At 59.7% G+C, this 16,333-nt stretch carries 16 protein-coding genes; 10 read left to right on the forward strand and 6 right to left on the reverse strand.

Annotated features, from left to right (window positions below; translation table 11 throughout):
• Positions 1–191 precede the first annotated feature (191 nt).
• The 6 genes from BZL43_RS14020 to BZL43_RS14045 all read left to right on the forward strand — a co-directional run bounded on the left by BZL43_RS14020 (position 192) and on the right by BZL43_RS14045 (position 7,956).
• On the forward strand, positions 192–2,225 hold the full coding sequence (locus tag BZL43_RS14020; RefSeq protein ID WP_177409332.1) for an ABC transporter permease subunit: 2,034 nt from the start codon (positions 192–194) through the stop codon (positions 2,223–2,225).
• Between the two features lie 15 nt (positions 2,226–2,240).
• Positions 2,241–3,911: a phosphate ABC transporter permease PstA gene (gene pstA, locus BZL43_RS14025; protein ID WP_095632858.1), complete on the forward strand. Its 1,671-nt coding sequence runs from the start codon at positions 2,241–2,243 to the stop codon at positions 3,909–3,911.
• 114 nt (positions 3,912–4,025) lie between these two features.
• Positions 4,026–4,859: a phosphate ABC transporter ATP-binding protein PstB gene (pstB, locus tag BZL43_RS14030; RefSeq protein WP_095052363.1), complete on the forward strand. Its 834-nt coding sequence runs from the start codon at positions 4,026–4,028 to the stop codon at positions 4,857–4,859.
• A 120-nt stretch (positions 4,860–4,979) separates the two neighbouring features.
• Complete coding sequence (gene phoU / locus BZL43_RS14035; protein WP_007896483.1) at positions 4,980–5,741, forward strand: phosphate signaling complex protein PhoU; 762 nt, start codon at positions 4,980–4,982, stop codon at positions 5,739–5,741.
• Between the two features lie 167 nt (positions 5,742–5,908).
• The gene (locus tag BZL43_RS14040; RefSeq protein ID WP_095632859.1) at positions 5,909–6,859 is read left to right on the forward strand and encodes a response regulator; all 951 of its coding nucleotides are present in this window, start codon (positions 5,909–5,911) and stop codon (positions 6,857–6,859) included.
• A gap of 200 nt (positions 6,860–7,059) precedes the next feature.
• Positions 7,060–7,956: a peptidoglycan DD-metalloendopeptidase family protein gene (locus BZL43_RS14045; protein ID WP_095632860.1), complete on the forward strand. Its 897-nt coding sequence runs from the start codon at positions 7,060–7,062 to the stop codon at positions 7,954–7,956.
• 186 nt (positions 7,957–8,142) lie between these two features.
• On the opposite strand, the gene BZL43_RS14050 is transcribed toward BZL43_RS14045, so the two are convergent.
• The 3 genes from BZL43_RS14050 to phoB all read right to left on the reverse strand — a co-directional run bounded on the left by BZL43_RS14050 (position 8,143) and on the right by phoB (position 11,726).
• Positions 8,143–9,483, reverse strand: a complete 1,341-nt coding sequence (locus BZL43_RS14050) for a hemolysin family protein (protein ID WP_095632861.1) — start codon at positions 9,481–9,483, stop codon at positions 8,143–8,145.
• 123 nt (positions 9,484–9,606) lie between these two features.
• Complete coding sequence (gene phoR / locus BZL43_RS14055; RefSeq protein ID WP_256582847.1) at positions 9,607–10,893, reverse strand: phosphate regulon sensor histidine kinase PhoR; 1,287 nt, start codon at positions 10,891–10,893, stop codon at positions 9,607–9,609.
• A 143-nt stretch (positions 10,894–11,036) separates the two neighbouring features.
• Positions 11,037–11,726: a phosphate regulon transcriptional regulator PhoB gene (phoB, locus tag BZL43_RS14060; protein WP_007896474.1), complete on the reverse strand. Its 690-nt coding sequence runs from the start codon at positions 11,724–11,726 to the stop codon at positions 11,037–11,039.
• A 151-nt stretch (positions 11,727–11,877) separates the two neighbouring features.
• On the opposite strand from phoB, the gene BZL43_RS14065 reads away from it, so the two are divergent.
• Positions 11,878–12,255 carry a hypothetical protein gene (locus BZL43_RS14065; protein ID WP_095632863.1) on the forward strand — a complete coding sequence of 126 codons (378 nt, stop codon included), beginning with the start codon at positions 11,878–11,880 and terminating at the stop codon, positions 12,253–12,255.
• A 149-nt stretch (positions 12,256–12,404) separates the two neighbouring features.
• On the opposite strand, the gene ubiA is transcribed toward BZL43_RS14065, so the two are convergent.
• Positions 12,405–13,295: a 4-hydroxybenzoate octaprenyltransferase gene (gene ubiA, locus BZL43_RS14070; RefSeq protein ID WP_095632864.1), complete on the reverse strand. Its 891-nt coding sequence runs from the start codon at positions 13,293–13,295 to the stop codon at positions 12,405–12,407.
• On the reverse strand, positions 13,295–13,858 hold the full coding sequence (locus BZL43_RS14075) for a chorismate lyase (RefSeq protein WP_095632865.1): 564 nt from the start codon (positions 13,856–13,858) through the stop codon (positions 13,295–13,297). Before BZL43_RS14075 ends, ubiA begins: the two co-directional genes overlap by 1 nt.
• Before the next feature lie 200 nt (positions 13,859–14,058).
• Here BZL43_RS14075 and BZL43_RS14080 point away from each other — a divergent pair, with 200 nt between their 5' ends.
• The 3 genes from BZL43_RS14080 (at position 14,059) to BZL43_RS14090 (ending at position 15,860) form a co-directional block, all read left to right on the forward strand.
• A complete protein-coding gene (locus BZL43_RS14080) occupies positions 14,059–14,226 on the forward strand; it encodes a rubredoxin (RefSeq protein WP_027926308.1) in 168 nt (55 codons plus the stop codon).
• Positions 14,227–14,245: 19 nt separating this feature from the next.
• Positions 14,246–15,394 (forward strand): NAD(P)/FAD-dependent oxidoreductase, encoded by a 1,149-nt coding sequence (locus tag BZL43_RS14085; RefSeq protein WP_095632866.1) that lies wholly within the window; start codon positions 14,246–14,248, stop codon positions 15,392–15,394.
• A gap of 190 nt (positions 15,395–15,584) precedes the next feature.
• Positions 15,585–15,860: an HU family DNA-binding protein gene (locus BZL43_RS14090; RefSeq protein ID WP_003213368.1), complete on the forward strand. Its 276-nt coding sequence runs from the start codon at positions 15,585–15,587 to the stop codon at positions 15,858–15,860.
• Between the two features lie 263 nt (positions 15,861–16,123).
• On the opposite strand, the gene BZL43_RS14095 is transcribed toward BZL43_RS14090, so the two are convergent.
• On the reverse strand, positions 16,124–16,333 hold a 210-nt coding region (locus tag BZL43_RS14095; RefSeq protein ID WP_143517857.1), incomplete at its 5' end, for a DUF2931 family protein.

The raw sequence follows: 16,333 nt of genomic DNA on the forward strand, positions 1-16,333 counted from the left end.
ATACGCCTGAGCTGCAACGCAAGCGCCGTATTCGTGCGCTGAAAGATCGCCTGACCCGTTGGTACGTCCTCGTGGGCGGCCTCGCCGTTCTCGGCGCGATCACCTTGATCTTTTTCTTCCTCGGTTACGTCGTCGCGCCGCTGTTCCAGGGGGCCGACCTGACCGCCAAAGACGCCATCACGCCCGCCTGGATGCAAGATGCCGGCAAGCCGCTGATGATTTCCCTCGAAGAACAGAACCAGGTCGCCATGCGGGTTTCCGACAAGGGCCAGGCATTGTTCTTTGATGTCGACACGGGCACTGAGCTGCGCCGCGTCGACCTGCCGATTCCGGCCGGCACCCGCGTGACGTCCATCGGTGAAGATCAGCCTGGCCAGCCGTTGGTGGCGTTGGGTTTGTCCAACGGTCAGGCGCTGGTGTTCCGTCACACCTATAAAGTCAGCTACCCGGAAGGCAAGAAGACCATCTCGCCGGCCATCGAATACCCGTACGGCGAAACGCCAATCGTGTTGAACGAGGCGGGCGGCGCTCTGGAACACGTCAGCCTCAATGCTGCCGATTCGACTCTGCTACTGGCCGGCTCTACGGCCGCGCAGTTGCATGTCCTGTCGCTGACCAGCGAAGAAAACATGATGACCGGCGAAGTCACCAACGAGCAGAAGCGCGTTGAGCTGCCGCAAATGACCGAGCCGGTGAAGAACATCTTCATCGACCCGCGTCAGCAGTGGTTGTACGTGGTCAATGGTCGCGCTCAGGCCGACGTTTTCAGCCTGCGCGACAAGAGCCTTAACGGGCGCTACAAATTGCTTGAAGACGGCAATACCGAAGTCACCGCTATTACCCAATTGCTGGGCGGCATCTCGCTGATCGTCGGTGACTCCAAGGGTGGTCTGGCCCAATGGTTCATGGCTCGAGACCCGGATGGCGAGCAGCGCTTCAAGCAGATCCGCACCTTCCAGATGGGCACGGCGCCGATCATTGAAATCACCGCTGAAGAGCGTCGCAAAGGCTTCGTTGCCCTGGATGCGTCCGGCAAACTGGGCGTGTTCCACAGCACCGCTCACCGCACGTTGCTGGTGGATCAGGTGGTCGATGGCCAAGGTCTTTTCGGCCTGTCGCCACGGGCCAACCGCGTGATCGTGGAGCAGGGCGGCAAGCTTCAACCGCTGCTGCTCGACAACCCGCACCCGGAAGTGTCGTGGAGCGCGTTGTGGAGCAAGGTCTGGTACGAGAACTACGACGAGCCTAAGTACGTCTGGCAATCGACCGCGGCCAATACTGACTTCGAACCCAAGCTGAGCCTCTCGCCGCTGACGTTCGGCACCTTGAAAGCTGCGTTCTACGCCATGCTGCTGGCCGCGCCACTGGCTGTTGCCGCCGCAATCTACACCGCGTACTTCATGGCCCCGGGCATGCGCCGCAAGGTCAAACCGGTGATCGAGCTGATGGAAGCGATGCCGACGGTAATCCTCGGTTTCTTCGCCGGCCTGTTCCTCGCTCCGTATGTGGAAGGACATTTGCCGGGCATTTTCAGCCTGCTGCTGTTGATGCCGATCGGCATCCTGGTCGCCGGTTTCACTTTCAGCCGCCTGCCTGAATCGCTGCGCCTGCGGGTGCCGGACGGCTGGGAAAGCGCGATCCTGATTCCGGTGATCCTGTTCGTGGGCTGGCTGTCGCTGTACATGAGCCCGTACATGGAAACCTGGTTCTTCGGCGGCGACATGCGCATGTGGATCTCCCACGACCTGGGCATCACCTACGACCAACGCAACGCTCTGGTGGTCGGCCTGGCCATGGGCTTTGCGGTGATTCCGAACATCTACTCCATCGCCGAAGACGCCGTGTTCAGCGTGCCTCGCGGTTTGACCCTCGGTTCTCTGGCCCTCGGCGCCACGCCGTGGCAGACCATGACGCGCGTGGTGATCCTCACCGCCAGCCCGGGCATCTTCTCGGCGCTGATGATCGGCATGGGCCGTGCGGTGGGTGAAACCATGATTGTGCTGATGGCCACCGGCAACACTCCGGTCATGGAGATGAACCTGTTCGAAGGCCTGCGCACCCTGGCGGCCAACGTTGCGGTGGAGATGCCTGAGTCGGAAGTCGGCGGCAGCCACTACCGCGTGCTGTTCCTCTCGGCGCTGGTGCTGTTGTTGTTCACCTTCATCATGAACACCCTCGCGGAACTGATTCGTCAGCGTCTGCGCAAGAAATACTCGTCGCTTTAAGAAAGGTAGAAGTCTGTGAAACAGAACTCCCTGAAAGGATGGTTCAAGAGCGGCGCCCCTGGCGTCTGGATCAGCGGTGGCGCGGTGTCCATCGCGGTCATCATGACCATTGGCTTGCTGGCAGTGATTGCCGTGCGCGGCCTGGGTCACTTCTGGCCGGCGGACCTGATCCACGCCAGTTACGACGTGCCGGGCCAAGCCAATCACCTCGTTATCGGCGAAGTGGTGCAGAAGGAAGAAGTGCCACGTGAGCGCCTGAAAAGCGCTGGCCTGCCGGTGCCCGATCAGGGCCCGGAGTTCATGACTCGCGAGCTGATCAAGGTCGGCAACCGTGACCTGAACGGCACTGACTTCACCTGGATTGTCGGCGAGTGGCTGACCAACCAGAAGACGCCACCCGAGCTGATGGCCATCGAGCGTCGCGAGTGGGGCAACTTCTACGGTTACCTGGTCAACGTCAAACAAGATGGCAAGGTCATCGCTGAAGGCGAGGCCGCATGGCCTGAGTTGCAGGCGCGCGTGGATCGCGTCAACCAGCTCGCCGCACAGCTCAAGACCCTGGAAAAGGTCGACATCGGCGCGATCAACGCCGGTCTCGAGCGGGTGCGTCTGCACGGTCGCAAACTGGAATTGGAGGGCCGTCTCGACGCAGCCGCGCAAGCGGATCTGGAGGCCGAGCGCGCCGAGCTCAATGCGCGCTACCAGGACATCGAAGCGCGCCTGAATGATCTGCACGCTCAGTTCAACCGCGACAGCCTGACCGCTCGCGATGCCAACGGCAAAGAAGTCGAAATCGGCATTGGCAAAGTGGTTCACGCCTACCAGCCGAACGCCATGGGCACCTTCACCAAGATCGGCTTCTACTTCAGCAAGGTCTGGGAATTCCTCAGCGATGACCCCCGTGAAGCCAACACCGAGGGCGGGATTTTCCCGGCGATTTTCGGCACCGTGATGATGACCTTGATCATGGCGATGATCGTGACACCATTCGGGGTGCTGGCGGCGGTCTACCTGCGTGAATATGCACGTCAGGGGCCGATGACCCGGCTGATCCGCATCGCGGTAAATAACCTGGCGGGGGTTCCGGCCATCGTTTACGGCGTGTTCGGTCTGGGCTTCTTCGTCTACGTGCTCGGCGGTTCGGTCGACCGGTTGTTCTTCCCCGAAGCACTGCCGGCGCCGACTTTCGGTACGCCGGGCCTGCTCTGGGCCTCGCTGACCCTGGCCCTGCTGGCCGTGCCGGTGGTGATCGTGGCTACCGAAGAAGGCCTGGCGCGGATTCCTCGCACCGTGCGCGAAGGTTCGTTGGCCCTCGGCGCCACCAAGGCGGAAACCTTGTGGAAGATCGTCCTGCCAATGGCCAGCCCGGCGATGATGACCGGGATGATCCTCGCGGTGGCCCGTGCCGCCGGTGAAGTGGCGCCGCTGATGCTGGTGGGTGTGGTGAAACTGGCGCCATCGCTGCCGCTGGATGGCAACTATCCGTACTTGCACCTGGACCAGAAGATCATGCACTTGGGCTTCCACATTTATGACGTCGGCTTCCAGAGCCCGAACGTCGAAGCCGCGCGACCGCTGGTATACGCCACCGCTTTGCTGCTGGTACTGGTGATCGCCACGCTCAACTTGTCGGCGGTTTATATCCGTAACCATCTGCGCGAAAAATACAAAGCGCTGGATAGCTAATTGATAAGCCACAAGCGGCAAGCTACAAGCGGCAAGAAAATGCTGCTCGCCGCTTTTGCTCAAAACTTGCAGCTTGCAGCTTGAAGCTTGCAGCTACGAACGGAGTGAGACCCCATGCAACACGAAGCACACACTCACGGCATCAACATGTCGGCCCTGGGCCGCGACAAACAGAGCCTGAGCCTGGAACAGGAAACCGTGGCCATTGAAGTGCCGGGCCTGAGCCTGTTCTATGGCGACAAACAGGCGTTGTTCGATGTCAGCATGAACATCCCGAAACAGCGCGTGACTGCCTTCATCGGTCCGTCCGGCTGCGGCAAGTCCACGCTGCTGCGTACCTTCAACCGTATGAACGACCTGGTGGATGGCTGCCGCGTCGACGGCGCCATCAACCTCTACGGCAACAACATCTACCGCAAGGGCGAGGATGTGGCCGAGTTGCGTCGCCGGGTCGGCATGGTGTTTCAGAAGCCTAACCCGTTCCCGAAAACCATCTACGAGAACGTGGTTTACGGTCTGCGCATCCAGGGCATCAACAAGAAACGCATCCTCGACGAAGCCGTTGAATGGGCGTTGAAAGGCGCGGCGCTGTGGGATGAGGTCAAAGACCGTCTGCACGAGTCGGCACTCGGCCTGTCCGGTGGTCAGCAGCAACGTCTGGTGATTGCCCGCACCATCGCCGTGGAGCCGGAAGTACTGCTGCTGGACGAACCCTGCTCGGCACTCGACCCGATCTCCACGCTGAAAGTCGAAGAGCTGATCTACGAACTGAAATCCAAGTTCACCATTGTTATCGTGACCCACAACATGCAACAGGCCGCGCGGGTTTCCGACTACACGGCGTTCATGTACATGGGCAAGCTGGTGGAGTTCGGCGACACCGACACGCTGTTCACCAATCCGGCGAAGAAGCAGACCGAAGACTACATCACAGGACGGTACGGCTAGCCGTACAGCCGCAGGCGCCAAGCTGCAAGCGGCCAGAAAGAAGCGGTGCGATTTCAGGACTTATACATAACTGCTTGAAGCTTGCGGCTTGAAGCTTGCAACTTTCGCGGAGCGAACAAGATGATTAGTAAAGAAGGCCTTACTCACCACATTTCCGCACAGTTCAACGCCGAGCTGGAAGAGGTGCGCAGCCATCTCCTGGCCATGGGCGGGCTGGTCGAGAAGCAGGTCAACGACGCGGTCACCGCGCTGATCGAGGCCGACTCCGGCCTGGCCCAGCAAGTGCGTGAGATCGACGACCAGATCAATCAGATGGAACGCAACATCGACGAAGAATGCCTGCGCATTCTGGCCCGTCGCCAACCGGCGGCGTCGGACTTGCGTCTGATCATCAGTATCTCCAAATCGGTGATCGACCTTGAGCGCATCGGCGACGAAGCCACCAAAATCGCCCGCCGTGCCATTCAGTTGTGCGAAGAAGGCGAAGCGCCACGCGGTTACGTCGAGGTTCGCCACATCGGTGACCAGGTCCGCAACATGGTTCGCGATGCGCTGGACGCATTTGCCCGCTTCGACGCCGACCTGGCCTTGTCGGTGGCGCAGTACGACAAAATCATCGACCGCGAATACAAGACCGCGCTGCGCGAACTGGCCACCTACATGATGGAAGACCCGCGCTCTATCTCGCGGGTGTTGAGCATTATCTGGGTGCTGCGTTCGCTGGAGAGAATCGGTGACCACGCGCGCAACATCTCGGAACTGGTGATTTACCTGGTGCGCGGTACCGACGTGCGTCATCTGGGCCTCAAGCGCATGAAGGAAGAAGTTGAAGGCACAAGTGCCGAAACCGCTAATGTTCCGGGCAAAGCTGACGATAAGTAAGATTGCCCAAGAAAAGCGCCCGGCCCTTTGGCCGGGCGTTTTTGTTTGTGTGGCTTTTGAATTGAAGAGCAGCACCCGCGAACGAAAAGTCCCGGCGTGACTGAAGAGTTTTGGCAAAGTGCCATCAGCCAGCGTTATGCTTGCCGGGATTTATAAAGGGGTGTTGGATGAGCAAGATCAGTGTGTTGGTCGTAGACGATGCGTCGTTCATTCGTGACCTGGTGAAGAAGTGCTTGCGTAACTACTTCCCGGGGATCCGGACCGAAGATGCCGTCAACGGCAAAAAGGCCCAGGCCATGCTGGCCAAAGAAGCATTCGACCTGGTTCTGTGCGACTGGGAAATGCCGGAAATGTCCGGTCTGGAACTGCTGACCTGGTGCCGTGAGCAGGACAACCTCAAGACCATGCCGTTCGTGATGGTCACCAGCCGTGGCGACAAAGAGAACGTCGTCCAGGCGATTCAGGCCGGGGTTTCGGGCTATGTCAGCAAGCCGTTCACCAACGAGCAACTGCTGACCAAGGTCAAGCAGGCACTGAACAAGGTCGGCAAGCTCGACACCTTGATGAACAGCGCGCCGACCAAAATGAACTCGGCATTCGGCAACGACTCCCTTAGTGCACTCACCGGCGGCAAGGCAGCGATCACCGCGCCATCGGCGGCACCGGTCAACTCCTTCGCCAAACCTGCCGCCGCCGCGCCCGCCCCGGCTGCCGCGCCGTCCCGTGGCCTGCTTAACAGCCCGCCGGTGAAGGCGCCGGCTGCCTCCGCTGCAGCGGCCGGTGGTCGTGGCCAAGGCCAACTGCGCATGCCGAGCGGCACCCAGCAATGCGTGATCAAGGCCTTGAGCATCAAGGAAGCGCTGCTGGTGGTGAAACGCACCGACACCCTGCCGCAAGTCCTCGACAGTGCCGTACTCGACCTGGAGCAGGGCGACAACGCTGAAATCGCTCGGCTCAACGGCTACCTGCACGCCATCGTCGCCTTCGAGCCGAAACCGGACAGCGAGTGGCTGCAACTGACCTTCCGCTTTGTCGACCAGGATGCGCAGAAGCTCGACTACATCTCCCGCCTGATCGCCCGTGGCACCGCGCAGAAGCATTTCGTGCCGGGCGCGTAACGTGTACCGCTGATCGTTCCCACGCTCCGCGTGGGAATGCCTCCTCGGACGCTCCGCGTCCGCTTCAAATGGGACGCAGAGCGTCCCTTGCTGCATTTCCACGCAGAGCGTGGGAACGATCATTTGAAACATCTGTTGACTACGCTGGTCCATTTCAGCTGCTAGGCTCTTTCCAGGCCTTACTCGACAGAATCTTGCCCATGTTCGCGCGCCTGCTGTTTTTCTGTGGTCTGATCATGGCCTCCACCTCGGCTGTGGCCATGACGATTTACCGCTCCACCGACGCCAGTGGCGTGGTCTCTTACAGCGACCGCCCCAGCAAAGGTGCGAAGGTGTTCGTTTTTCGCGACCGGATGGTCGAGCGCCTCGAGCGGCAGGTGTATCTCGATATCAAGAAGCAGAAGGGCATGGACAGCGTGTTCGTGCGCAACGACTTGTATGCGCCGGTCGAGATCGAGCTGAGTTTTTCCGGGCTCAATAATGTCAGCGGCGCACCGAGCCGGCCGATTCGTCGGGTCATGCCGGCACGCAGCAGCATTCGTCTGGCGCTGCTCAAGGCGACGAAGGCCGGAAGGCCGCTGGCGTATACCCCGAAGTTCGAATATTCACTGGGCGACCCTGCAGGGGCTGCCATGGCCTATCGTTATCCGTTGCCCTGGCGTGGCGGGCCGTTCCGGCTGAGTCAGGGCGCCAATGGCCAATACAGCCACTACGGGCCGAAGAATCGTTATGCGATGGACATCGCCATGCCCGAAGGCACGCCGATCATCGCGGCGCGCGGCGGCATGGTGGTGAAAACCGAGAATGGCCAGACCGGGCGCGGCAACGATCCGTCGGGCAACTTCGTGCGGGTATTGCACGAGGACGGGACCATGGGCGTGTACCTGCACCTCAAGAAAGGTTCGGTCAGTGTACGGGAAGGTCAGCGCGTGGTGGTGGGCAGTGCGCTGGCGCTGTCCGGTAATACCGGCAACAGCAGCGGCCCGCACCTGCACTTCGTGGTGCAGCGCAATACTGGGTTGGGGCTGGTATCGATTCCGTACCAGTTCAACCAACCGGTAGGGGCGTTGCCCAACTTTGCGTTGGGCAAGCAGTGAAGACGATGGATATCTAATGTGACGAGGGCTTTTGTGGCGAGGGGGCTTGCCCCCGTTGGGCTGCAGAGCAGCCCTGAAACCTCGAAACCCGGTTATTTTTGATCTATCGCGATCAGGCTCTTTGGGGGACGGCTTCGCCGTCCAACGGGGGCAAGCCCCCTCGCCACAAAAGCCCTCATCGGTCTATTAATCGAGCATCAATACTTTCGCCAAAATGATCTTCGGCCCCTTCATCTTCTTGATGATGATCCGCAAGCCTTCGACTTCCAGCACTTCTTCCTCTTCCGGCACCCGTTTCAGGGTTTCGTAGACCAGCCCGGCGAGGGTTTCCGCTTCGATGTGGTCCAGGTCAATGCCCAGCAGGCGTTCGACCTTGAACAGCGGCGTGTCGCCCCGCACCAGCAATTTGCCCGGTTGATACGCAAGGATCCCGCGTTCAGCCTTGCGGTGTTCGTCCTGAATGTCGCCCACCAACACTTCCAGCACGTCTTCCATGGTCAGGTAGCCGATGATGTTGCCGTCGGCTTCCTCGACCAGCGCGAAATGCGAGCCGCCCTTGCGGAACTGTTCCAGCAGTTGCGACAGCGGCATGTGGCGAGACACACGCTCCAGCGGGCGGGTCAGTTCGGCGAGGTTGAACGACTCGGGAATGTGATCCAGCGCGGCCAATTCAAGCAACAAATCCTTGATGTGCAACAGGCCGACGAACTCCTGGCGCTCGCTGTCGTACACCGGGTAGCGGCTGAACTTGTGGCGACGGAACATCGCCAGAATTTCCTTGAGCGGCGCGTTGAACTCCAGTGTCACCAGGTCTTCCCGGGAGTTGGCCCAGTCCACCACTTCCAGCTCGCCCATTTCCACCGCCGAGGCCAATACGCGCATGCCTTGGTCGCTAGGGTCCTGGCCACGGCTGGAATGCAGGATCAGCTTCAATTCTTCACGGCTGTAATGGTGCTCGTGATGCGGGCCGGGTTCACCCTGGCCGGCAATGCGCAGGATCTGGTTGGCGCTGGCGTTGAGCAGGTAGATGGCCGGGTACATGGCCCAGTAGAACAAGTACAGCGGTACCGCTGTCCAGAGCGACAACAGCTCGGGTTTGCGGATGGCCCAGGATTTCGGGGCCAGTTCACCGACCACGATGTGCAGGTACGAAATGATGAAGAAGGCTGTGAAGAACGAAACGGCCTTCACCACCTCGGCGGAATCCACGCCTACGGCGCTCAGCACGGGGGCCAGAAGGTGCGCGAACGCAGGTTCGCCGACCCAGCCCAGGCCCAGCGAGGCGAGGGTGATACCCAATTGGCAAGCCGAGAGATAAGCGTCGAGCTGACTGTGCACGGTACGCAGGATATGCCCGCGCCAACCGTGTTTTTCAGCGATGGCTTCGACACGGGTCGAGCGCAATTTGACCATGGCAAACTCTGCCGCAACGAAAAAGCCGTTGAGCAAAACCAGGATCAGAGCAAAAAGAATCATGCCGAAGTCGGCGAATATTGTTGCGAGGGTCAAGCCAGGGGAAGGGTCCATGATGGAGTTTTGCGGGTTCCGTGTATTCGAAAAGAAAGAAAAAAGTGCGCCTGAAGGGCAGGCACAAGTCAGCCAATGTAGCGGCTGACTCTTGGCTTGCCTAGTGGTGAGTGCTGGCCGGTATCAATCGGCGGCACTGGTGACGCGGGATTTTGTCACTTGGGCTGGCGCAAAATGGCAAGTAAACGTGCTGCCATGGCCCGGCACACTGCTGATTTCCATACGTGCCCGGTGACGCAGCAACACATGCTTGACGATGGCCAGCCCCAGCCCGGTGCCGCCGGTGTTGGAGTTGCGGCTGGAGTCCACGCGATAGAAGCGTTCGGTCAGGCGCGGCAAGTGTTTGCTGTCGATGCCGATCCCGGAATCCTGCACGCTCAGGTGTGCGCCTTGATCATCACCCCACCAGCGAATGCGGATATTGCCCTCGGCCGGTGTGTACTTCACTGCGTTGAACACCAGGTTGGAGAACGCGCTACGCAATTCCGCTTCGCTACCCTTGAGCAGAATGGTTGGATCGGCTTCCAGGGTGATGTGCTGATTGCGTTGACCAGACAGTTGCTGAGCATCGCTCTTGATCGATTGCAGCAGGCTGTCGACGGCCACCGGTTGGTTGTCCGAGGGGTAATCGGTGGCTTCGAGTTTGGCCAGCAGCAGCAAATCGTTAAGCAAGGTCTGCATGCGCCCGCCTTGCTGTTGCATCTGCTGCAGGGCACGGATCCAGCGCGGGTTCACTTCCTCGACGTTGTCGAGCAGGGTTTCCAGGTAGCCGCAGATCACCGTCAGCGGTGTGCGCAACTCATGGGACACGTTGGCGATGAAGTCTTTGCGCATCTGCTCCAGCTGATGGATACGCGTCACGTCGCGCACCAGCATCAAGTGTTCGTTGTTGCCGTAGCGAGTGATGTACAGCTGAATGCGCAGGCGATCATTGATCGGCGAAGGGATTTCCAGCGGTTCGGCGTAGCTGTCCTGCTCGAAGTACTCCTTGAAGCGCGGATGGCGCACCAGGTTGGTCACCGGCTGGCCACTGTCCTGTGGGGTCTTGAGGCCCAGCAGGGTTTCGGCGGCGCGGTTCCACCATTCCAGGTTGCCGTCGCTGTCGAGCATGATTACCGCATCTTTCAGCGCCGCGGTGGATTCCTGAACCCGGTCGATCACCGCTTGCAAACGCCCGCGCACCCGTTGGTCGCGGCGTTGCAGGTGGTAAATGCTGTCGAACACTTCGCCCCACAGGCCATAACCATCGGGCGGTGCTTCATCGGGTTTGTGCAGGCGTAGCCATTCGTGCAAACGCAGCAGTTGCTTGAGAGTCCAGGCCAGATAAAGACCAAGGCCCACGGCGAGGCTCCAGCCGTAATAGCCGGAAATCAGGCCGATCACCAGACAGGCGGTGACCAGCAACAGCATGTGGCGAATCAGGGTGCCATGCCAGTTTTGGTTCACGGAGCGTCCTAACGCAGCTTCAAGTTTCAAGCTGCAAGCTTCAAGTAAGAGTGACGGGTTCGGCTGCGCCTTGCTTGCCGCTTATAGCTTGAAGCTTGCCGCTGTTTTTATGCCTTGGTGGAAAACCGGTAGCCTGTGCCGCGCACGGTTTGTACCAGATTTTCGTAAGCATCGCCGAGGGCTTTGCGCAGGCGACGGATGTGCACGTCGACGGTGCGTTCTTCGACATAGACATTGCCGCCCCACACCTGATCCAGCAACTGCCCGCGGGTGTAGGCGCGTTCCTGGTGGGTCATGAAAAATTGCAGTAAACGGTACTCGGTCGGGCCCATCTCGGCGGGTTTGCCGTCGATGGTCACGCGGTGGCTGATCGGGTCCAGCAGCAGGCCGCCGACTTCGATCGGCGCCTCGCCATCAGTCGGGCCGGCGCGGCGCAGCACGGCTTTCAGGCGCGCCACCAGTTCACGCGGGGAAAACGGCTTGGTGATGTAGTCATCGGCACCGACTTCCAGGCCCTGGATCTTGTTGTCCTCTTCGCCCTTGGCGGTGAGCATGATGATCGGAATATCCCCGGTCAGCTCATCACGCTTGAGGCGGCGGGCCAGTTCGATGCCGGAAGTGCCGGGCAGCATCCAGTCGAGCAAAATGAGGTCCGGTTTGCGGTCGACGATAATGGCATGGGCCTGCTGCGAATTCTCCGCCTCCAGGCAGTCGTAGCCGGCCATTTCCAACGCAACGGCGATCATTTCGCGAATGGGCGCTTCGTCGTCGACGATCAGAATGCTCCTGCCAACCATGCCTTAATCCTCTTGTCATTTAACTGTCTTGCGCCGCATTAGATAACGGAAATATTGCAGTCGTGTGACAGTATTTTAGCCGTCCTGCGATTGTCGTGATCCTGAACTAAGCTCTAAGTCCGAATCCTGACAATCACAAGAGGAAGGTTTCATGAATCACATTGCGCAATCCTGGAAGGCCCTGCTGGTCGCGGCGGCGCTAACGCTGCCGTCCCTGGCCTTCGCCGCCGAACCGGCCATGATGAAAGACGGCATGATGGTCGATCACAAGGGCATGACCTTGTACACGTTTGACAAAGACAAGGAGGGCAAGTCGATGTGCATGGGTGAGTGTGCGACGAATTGGCCGCCATTGATGGCGCCGATGGATGCCAAGCCCACAGGTGACTGGACGCCGATCAAACGTGAAGATGGCACGATGCAATGGGCTTACAAAGGCAAGCCAATGTATGGCTACAAAATGGACAAAAAGCCCGGGGATACGGAGGGTGATGGTAAAGGCGGCTTCTGGCACATGTATCGGCACTGATTGGCGCGCAAGAGCGCACCTGTAGCAGCTGCCGCAGGCTGCGCAGCAGTCGTGAAATCTGGCTATGCGGTGTAACAGGTAAACCGCGTGCACAGAATTCACGACTGCTGCGCAGCCGAACGCAGCCTGCGGCAGCTGCTACAGATCAGTCAGCGCAATGCGTAATCCAGCACTATCCCCACGAAAATCGCCAACCCGGCCCAGTGATTGTGCAAAAACGCCTGAAAGCAGCGCATCCGGTCCTTGCTGCGGGTGTACCAGAACTCCCATGCAAAACAACCCGCCGCCGCTAGCAACCCGAGGTGAAACCAGCCGCCGAGCTGGAATTTCGAACCTGCCAGCAGCAAACACCCCAACGCCAAGCCCTGCAGGGTCAGAATGATCACTCTGTCGGCGTCGCCAAACAGAATTGCCGTGGATTTCACCCCGATCTTCAGATCATCGTCGCGGTCGGTCATGGCGTAATAGGTGTCGTAGCCCACGGTCCACAACAGGTTGGCGATCCACAATAACCAGGCCGCTGCCGGCAGTTCACCGGTTTCGGCTGTGAACGCCATCGGCATGCCCCAGGAAAATGCCGCACCCAGCACCACTTGCGGGTAATAGGTATAGCGCTTCATGAACGGATACGTGAACGCCAGGGCCAAGCCGCCCAGCGACAGCCACACGGTTTTCGCATTGGTGCACAGCACCAGCAGGAAACTCACGCCCATCAGCACCGCAAAGAACACCAGGGCTTCTTTGGAGCTGATCTTGCCGCTCACCAATGGCCGTTGTTCGGTGCGTTTCACGTGGCCATCGACCTTACGATCCGCCCAATCGTTAATCACACAACCGCCGGCACGGGTCAGTACAACGCCGAGCACGAAAATCACGATATTGGCCAATGACGGCGAACCTTCACCGGCAATCCAGAGTGCCCATAACGTTGGCCATAGCAGCAAATAAATGCCGATCGGCTTATCCATGCGGGTCAACTGAATGAAATCCCAGGCCCGTGGATTCAAGCGATTCAGGGACTTGAGCAGGCTTTGGTACATCAGCAATTCTCCGGATGGGCGCGGGTGGCTTTCCACAAGGTCGGCAGGAAGATCTCGGCCACCAGCACGCTCAAGGCGCCGCGGTCGAAACGCGAGCGCCGGCCCCACAGTTCGGGCGCTTGAGCATCCATCGGTAGCCATGCCTGAGGATAGTGACAAACCTCAATGGCCCGGCGCTGAAATGCCTGATCACAAAACAGCAATTCGCCCAGCGAACGACTACCCAATTCATCCATATGCAATCCATCGCCCTGCAATGCGCTACGCGCTGCCACACTGCGGGCAAATACCCAGGCTTCACCGTGCCCGCGCAGATACACCTCGCGCACCCAACCTTCACTGCCTTCGGCCAGCTCCAGCGCAGCACATTCATCGGCGCGCAGTGGTTGCCAGCCTTCGAACAGCGGCGTGACGCTGAAGCCGTTATTCGACAGACGGATCAAACGTCGGGTCAGCGATCCTTCATCGAAGAGCCAATCGAGCGTAGACATGTCGGGAAGGGGCGCCAGTTGGCTTCGAGGCAGCCAGACCGGTATCTCGCAAGGGGATTTTGAGTGCGGCACAGTGAGTCATTATTGGCAGCAAATGAGGCGGCGAGCTTACCATGTCAGGCGGTGAATTTGATTGATCCCGCCAGCCGTAGCGCCGAACAGGCTTGCATCTGCCGGCCCTGATCAGTACAAAACGCCCTGAGCCGGACGGCAACGCTTCACCGATCGACCGTTCGCGCCGGCAAAAGTCTGAACCCTGAGGAAGTACCTGAATGAAAAAGTGGCAATGTGTGGTCTGCGGCCTGATTTATAACGAAGCCGATGGCTGGCCGGACGACGGTATTGCGGCGGGCACGCCGTGGCAGGACGTGCCGGAAGACTGGCTGTGCCCGGACTGCGGCGTGGGCAAAATGGATTTCGAAATGATCGAAATCAACTAAGAACCTGGGGAGTAAGGGAATGAACGCACCTGTCGTGATCGTCGGCACTGGGCTGGCTGGCTACAACCTGGCCCGGGAGTTTCGCAAACTCGATGGCGAAACCCCACTGCTGCTGATTACCGCAGATGATGGACGCTCCTACTCCAAACCGATGCTCTCCACCGGCTTCGGCAAGAATAAAGACGCCGATGGCCTGAGCATGGCCGAACCGGGCGCCATGGCCGAGCAATTGAAGGCCGAAGTGCGCACCCATACGCGCATCAGCGGCATCGATCCGGGCCACAAGCGCCTGTGGATCGGCGAAGAGGCGGTGATCTACCGCGATCTGATCCTGGCATGGGGCGCGGAAACCGTACGGGTGCCGATCGAAGGTGACGCGGCGGAGGCCGTTTTCCCGATCAACGACCTTGAAGACTACTCACGCTTTCGCGCGGCGGTGGCCGGCAAGCGCCGGGTGTTGCTGCTGGGCGCGGGTCTGATCGGCTGCGAATTCGCCAACGACCTGATGCTGGGCGGCTACGAGGTGCAACTGGTTGCACCGTGCGAACAGGTCATGCCGACCTTGCTGCATCCGGCGGCGGCTGCTGCGGTCCAGGCCGGCCTGGAAAGCCTGGGCGCACGCTTCCATCTCGGGCCGGTGCTCAATCGCTTGCAGCGAGTGGCTGATGGCCTGGAGGCGCATTTGTCCGATGGTCAGGTCATTCCTTGCGATGTGGTGGTGTCGGCCATCGGCCTGCGCCCGCGCATCGACCTGGCAGCCGCTGCCGGGCTGCAAGTCAACCGTGGCGTGGTGGTCGACCGTCATCTGAAAACCTCTCACGCCAATATCTACGCTTTGGGCGACTGCGCCGAGGTCGACGGGCTGAATCTGTTGTACGTCATGCCCCTCATGAGCTGTGCGAGAGCGCTGGCTCAAACCCTGGCCGGAAACCCTGTAGCGGTCAGTTATGGCCCGATGCCGATCACCGTGAAAACCCCGATCTGCCCATTGGTGGTTTCGCCGCCGCCACGGGGTGCGGAAGGGGTCTGGACGGTCGAAGGACAGGGCGCAGACATCAAGGTGCTGTGCCGCGACAGCGCCGGCCAATTACTGGGTTATGCCCTGACAGGTGCGGCGGTGATGGAAAAACTCGCCCTGAACAAAGAGCTTCCGCCCTTGCTGGCGTAAATAGCGGTCGTTCTGTCGGAATCACCCTGCTTTTGCCCCCACAAAGGTCGCAGGGAGACTGGCGCCGCTCTTAAGCGCGTGCCATCCTCCTCCCGTCTGCCGCAGAGTAGAGCACTGCGGCGCTTTGGGCGCTGTTCCAACGAGAACAGCACGGACATAACAACAAAAAACCGTCAAAGGGGCTTCACTAATGCGTAAACCAGAACTCGCCGCTGCCATTGCGGAAAAAGCAGACCTCACCAAAGAGCAGGCCAACCGCGTTCTCAACGCCGTTCTCGAAGAAATCACCGGCGCTCTGCACCGCAAAGACAGCGTCACGCTGGTGGGCTTCGGGACTTTCCTGCAACGCCATCGCGGTGCACGTACAGGCAAAAACCCGCAGACCGGTGAGCCAGTCAAAATCAAGGCCAGCAACACTGTTGCGTTCAAGCCAGGAAAATCGTTGAAAGACAGCGTTAATCCGTAATCCGCATCCATATCCCGCGTAGCGGGGGAGCGGAAAAAAGAATGGGCACGCCAACCAGGTTGGGTGCCCATTTTTTTATGGGGCGAGAGTAATGCCAATCACTTAAGCCAAAACGCGATCCGTGTAGCAGCTGGCGAAGCCTGCGTTCGACTGCATGGCAGTCGTAAAATCAGAAAATGCGATGCGTCAGGCTCTCCATGCACTCAGGGTTTACGACTGCTGGGCCGGACGGCTTGATGACTGGCGCGGCCGAGGGATTGCTGTCACCACGAACCATAAGGAATCCCGAACTTTTCTATGTAAGCCTTGGATGTTTCGGACAAAGGTCGATGCTTACCGCCGGATTTGCCTTCATAAGGGCCTCTTGGGTTGATGGTTCCTACTACTCGAGCAATCTCGACCGACTTAAGGCAGGGGCCGCCCAGCCAGACCTTGGCAATGCCGCCCGGTGCCAGACCGATGCCAATGTCGTC

It is taken from the genome of Pseudomonas sp. PICF141 (assembly GCF_002286815.1).
Lineage (GTDB): Bacteria > Pseudomonadota > Gammaproteobacteria > Pseudomonadales > Pseudomonadaceae > Aquipseudomonas.